Raw genomic sequence first — 4,986 nt, 5'->3', positions numbered from 1 at the left:
ATCGTCGTCTCCGGCCTCACCAAGCGTTTCGGCGACTTCACCGCCGTCGATGCCATCGACTTCCGCGTGCGCCCCGGCGAGATCTTCGGCTTCCTCGGCCCCAACGGCTCAGGCAAGACGACCACCATCCGCATGCTGTGCGGCGTCATCGCGCCGAGCGGCGGGCGGGCGACCGTGATGGGCTTCGACACCGAGCGTGAGCCGGAGCGCGTGCGCGCGAACATCGGCTACATGTCGCAGAAGTTCTCGCTGTTCCAGGATCTCACCGTCGACGAGAACCTGCGCTTCTACGCCGGCGTCTACGGGCTGGCCGCCGACCAGTTCGCCGAGCGTCGCGCCCACATCCTCGAGATGGCGGATCTGCGCGGTCGCGAGGGCGAGCTGACGAGCAACCTGTCCGTCGGCTGGAAGCAGCGCCTCGCTCTGGGCTGCGCGACCATCCACGAGCCCAAGCTCATCTTCCTCGACGAGCCCACGAGCGGCGTCGACCCCAACGCGCGCCGCCGCTTCTGGGAGCTGCTCTACGAGCTGGCCGCCGGTGGCGTCACGCTCTTCGTCACCACCCACTACATGGACGAGGCCACCCACTGCAACCGCCTGGCGTTCATCTACCGGGGCAGGATCATCGCCGAGGGCAGTCCGCAGGCGATCACCGGCTCCCTGGCCGCCGACACCATCCTCGAGCTCGACGTGGACGACGGCGAGGCGGCGCTCGCCTCGCTCGCGGATGCGCCGGGGATCGAGGAGACGTACCTGCAGGGCCGGCTGCTGCGCGTGAACCTCGGCGCGCGCGCGACAGGCGAGGTCGACGTGCCCGGCCTGCTCGCCGCCCGGGGCTTCGCGGTGCGCGGATGCGCGCGCGTGGAGCCGACGCTCGAGGACGCGTTCGTGCACCTCGTGGGCCTGCAGGGGGGCCGGGCGTGAGCGCGCGCGCTGCAGCCGGGAGGCGTTCCGCCGCGCGGCCAGCTGCCGCGTCCGCGCCTATGCGCTGGTTCGCGGAGTTCGTGCCCGGCCGCCGGGGTGAGATCCTCGACGCCGCGGTGGCGGTGTTCTCGGCCAAGGGCTACGACGCCGGGACGATGCGGCAGATCGCCTCGGCCGTCGGCGTCACGGAGCCGGCGCTCTACCGGCACTGGCCGGGCAAGGAGGCGCTCTTCGACGACCTCATCGCCACCGCCGGCGACCACGTCGTCGGGCAGGCGCGCACGATGCTCGCCGCGATCGGGCCCGACTCGCTGCGGCCGGGGCTGGAGACGCTCCTGCGCATGCCGCTCGCCGAGTCCGAGCGCGGCCGGATGGCGCTGATGCGCGCGGTCCTGGCCGCGGCGCCGAACCATCCGGCCTTCATCGAGACGTTCCGCGCCCGGATCGCGCTGCCCATGCAGGGCGAGATCCGCGCGGCGATCGTGCGACTGGACGGCGAGCTGGGCGTCACACGCGCTCCGGGCGAGGCCGAGGCGTGCGTGCGCGTGCTCATGAGCCTGTTCGTCGGCCATATGCTCACCACACAGCTGCTCGGCGCCGGCGGCGCGGAGGCCGCGACCGCCGACGCGGTCCTCGCGGTCCTCGGATGGGAGGGCGTCCGATGAGCGCGGGCGCACTCGGCGGCTCGGCGCGCCGCATCTCGGCCATCGCGCGCAAGGAGTTCATCCACCTGTCGCGCGACTGGCGCATGATCGTCGCGGCCCTGCTCATGCCGCTCATCCAGCTGACGCTGTTCGCGTACGCCATCAGTTTCGACGTGCGCGACCTGCCGACCGTCGTCCTCGACCGCGACCGCACGCCGGAGAGCCGCGCGTACCTCGACTCGGTCACGCAGTCCGGCTTCTTCCGCATACGCGGCGGCGTCGAGAACGAAGCCGCCATCGACCGGGCCTTCGACCGCGGCGAGGCGCGCGTGGCCATCGTCATCGCGCCGGGCTTCGGCGACGAGATCGCCGCGGGCCGCGCCGGCGCCGTGGCGGTGCTCATCGACGGCAGCGAGCCGAACTCCGCCGGCATCGGCCGCAACTACGCGCTGGCGCTCAACCAGTCCTTCGGCGCGCGGGCGCTCGCCTCGTGGGCCGCCGCGCGCGGCGCGGACACGGCGGCTGTGGGCACGCTCGAGCCGCGCATGCGCCTCTGGTACAACCCGGAGGGGCGGTCCGCGACCTTCCTCGTGCCGGGGCTGATGGTCGTCGTCATCATGATCGTCATCATCCAGCAGACGGCGGTCACGCTCGTCAAAGAACGCGACCAGGGCACGCTCGAGCAGCTCGTCGTCTCGCCGCTGAAGCGAGGCGAGCTCATCGTCGGCAAGGTGCTCCCGTGGGCGCTGCTCGGCTTCGCCGACACCGTGTTCATCACGGCCGCGGCGCTCGCGATCTTCCAGGTGCCGCTGCGCGGCGACATCACGGTACTCGCGGTCGCGATGTTCCTGTTCGTGCTCGCCAGCCTGTCCATCGGACTCGTGGTCTCGGCGATCGCGCCCACGCCCGAGTCGGCCAACCTCATGGGCCTGCTCTTCTCGTTCCTGCCCGGCTTCCTGCTGTCGGGGATGGCGTTCCCACTCTCCTCGATACCGAAGGTCCTGCAGTGGCTGAGCTACGGCCTGCCGGCGCGCTACATGGTCGACGTCTCGCGTGCGGTGTTCCTGCGCGGCGCGAGCTGGGACGTGCTCGCACCCGACGTCGCGGCGCTCGCGGTGTTCGCGGTCGCCGGCCTGACGGTGGCCACCCTGCTGCACCGGCGGAGGGCGTGACGCGATGAGCTTCCGCCGCTACAGCCTGATCGTGTGGAAGGAGTTCGTGCAGTTCAGCCGCGACCGGCTGCTGTTCCCGCTGGTCTTCATCTCGCCGATCCTGCAGCTGCTCATGCTCGGCTACGTCGTCGGCTCGGACGTGACGAACCTGCCGACGGCGATCGTCGATCACGACCGCACGGCGATGTCGCGCTCGATTGAGGACGCGTTCTCGTCGAGCGGGTACTTCCGGGTCGTGGCGCACCCGGCCGACGAGGCGGCGCTCGGCCCGCTGCTCGACTCGGGCGCCGCGCAGGTCGGCATCGTGATCGAGCCGGGGACGGCGGTCGCGCTCGAGCGGGGCGAGAAGGTGCCGCTCGGCATCGTCGTCGACGGGACCGACTCGCGCATCGCCTCGACGGCGAGCGGGTACGCCGCGCAGATCGCCGCGCAGCTCAACAGGCAGCGCCTCGATGCAAAGCTCGGGGCGATGGGCGGCCCGGGCCTCGACGCGCGCGTGCGCGTGGTGTTCAACCCGGCGCTCAAGGCCATCAACGCGATGATCCCGGGGCTCATCGCCGAGATCCTCATGCTCACGATGGTGGTGGTGATGAGCCAGGCGGTGGTGCGCGAGCGCGCGCGCGGGACGCTGGAGCAGATGTTCGTCACGCCCATCACCCGCGGCGAGTACCTCCTCGGCAAGATCACGCCGTACTTCCTCATCGCGTGCGTACAGGCGACCTTCGTCGGCACCGTGGGCGTGCTGTGGTTCAAGGTGCCGTTCGCCGGCTCGATCGCGACCGTCGCGCTGGGCTTGGCGCTCTTCTCCGGCACGGCCATCGGCATCGGCCTGCTGTTCTCGCTCATCTCGCGCAACCAGCACCAGGCCCAGCAGACCGCGATGTTCTACATGATCCCGACGATGGTGCTGTCCGGCTTCATCTTCCCGATCGAGTCGATGCCGCCGGCAGTCGTGCCGCTGACCTACCTCATCCCGCTGCGCTACGCGCTCGTCGTGCTGCGCAGCGCGATGCTCAAGGGCTCGGGCGTCGGCGACCTCGCGGCCCCGATGCTGGCGATGGTGGTCTTCTCGGTGGTGGTGTTCGGCGTGGCGGTGTCGAGCTTCCGCAAGCGGCTGTCGGACTGAATCGCGCCCGCGGCGCCCTCGCGCGCGTGCAGTATGATGGGGGCGTCCGCGGCGTAGGTCCCTGCGCGCCGCCGCCGTCCGCGACCCGAGCCGTCCCGGAGGTCCGATGGGTCTGGAGAGCGTCCACCTACGCGAGCTCGCTTCAGAGATCGGCCCGCGTCCCGCCGCCACCGACGCCGAGGCGCGCGCGGCCGACTACCTCGAGACCGTCTTCATCGCGCGGGGGCTGGAGGTGGACCGGCAGGAGTTCGTGACGCCGCGCACCTACTCGTGGGCGTACGCGATCTACCACCTGCTCACGCTCGCCTCGGCAGCGGCCGTTGGCGTGAAGGTCCTTCGCTGGCCGGCGGTCCTGCTCGCGACGGCCGTCGCGGTGGTCATGTGGCTCGACCTCGACACCCGTTGGGGCCTGTCGAGCATCATGCCGAAGGGCCCGAGCCAGAACGTCGTCGCGAGGCACGTCCCGAAGGCGCGCCGCGGCGAGCGCACCAAGCGCGTCATCGTGGTCGCGCACTACGACTCCGCGCGCGCGTCGCTCGGCTTCTCGCCGGGCATGGTGAAGAACTTCGAGGTCACGTTCACGCTCATGAAGGCCGTCACCTTCGGCATGCCGATCGTGGTCCTCGCCTCGGCGCTCCCGTTCACGGCCGGTGCGCAGCCGTGGCTGTGGTACGTGACGCTCGCGTTCGGCGCGTACCTGCTCGTGCCGCTCTTCATCAACGTGCACCGCGAACTGTTCATGAGGTTCACGGACGGCGCCGGCGACAACGCGTCCGGCGTCGCGGCGATGCTCGGCGTGATGGACCGCATCGTGCCCGAGGCCGAAGGGACGTTCGACCGCCCCGATCCGCAGCCCCGCCGCCGCGGCGAGGACGAGGCGTGGGCTGCCGACGTGGTGCCGGACGGCGCCGCGCTCTCGTACGCGCCCGCGGGCGCGGCCGACGCCTCTGCGCCGCGCGAGCGAGTGCGTGAGTGGAGCGCCGATGACGACTGGGGCGACGTGGACGGCACGTCGTCGATCCCGGCGGTCACGGGGATGGCCGCCGCCGATGCCCCGACGACCAGCTTCGAGGCGCCGCTGTCCGCCGTCGGCACGCCGGAGGTGCCCGACGCGAGCGCG

5 protein-coding genes are annotated in these 4,986 nt (G+C 71.5%); all 5 read left to right on the top strand.

The features are described from left to right. A complete protein-coding gene (locus FDZ70_06245; GenBank protein ID TLM76795.1) occupies window positions 1–924 on the top strand; it encodes an ABC transporter ATP-binding protein in 924 nt (307 codons plus the stop codon). Continuing rightward, complete coding sequence (locus tag FDZ70_06240; GenBank protein TLM76794.1) at window positions 852–1,589, top strand: TetR/AcrR family transcriptional regulator; 738 nt, start codon at window positions 852–854, stop codon at window positions 1,587–1,589. The genes FDZ70_06245 and FDZ70_06240 overlap by 73 nt, the downstream gene beginning before the upstream one ends. Then, window positions 1,571–2,740 carry an ABC transporter permease gene (locus tag FDZ70_06235; protein ID TLM76793.1) on the top strand — a complete coding sequence of 390 codons (1,170 nt, stop codon included), beginning with the start codon at window positions 1,571–1,573 and terminating at the stop codon, window positions 2,738–2,740. The genes FDZ70_06240 and FDZ70_06235 overlap by 19 nt, the downstream gene beginning before the upstream one ends. Window positions 2,741–2,744: 4 nt before the next feature. Beyond that, a complete protein-coding gene (locus FDZ70_06230) occupies window positions 2,745–3,866 on the top strand; it encodes an ABC transporter permease (protein TLM76792.1) in 1,122 nt (373 codons plus the stop codon). 106 nt (window positions 3,867–3,972) lie between these two features. Next, window positions 3,973–4,986, top strand: a 1,014-nt coding sequence (locus tag FDZ70_06225; GenBank protein ID TLM76791.1) for a hypothetical protein, incomplete at its 3' end; no start/stop codon positions are given.

The organism is Actinomycetota bacterium (genome assembly GCA_005774595.1).
Taxonomy (GTDB): domain Bacteria; phylum Actinomycetota; class Coriobacteriia; order Anaerosomatales; family D1FN1-002; genus D1FN1-002.
The sequence above is the reverse complement of the archived record's forward strand: the minus strand, read 5'-3'. Positions and strand labels throughout refer to the sequence as shown.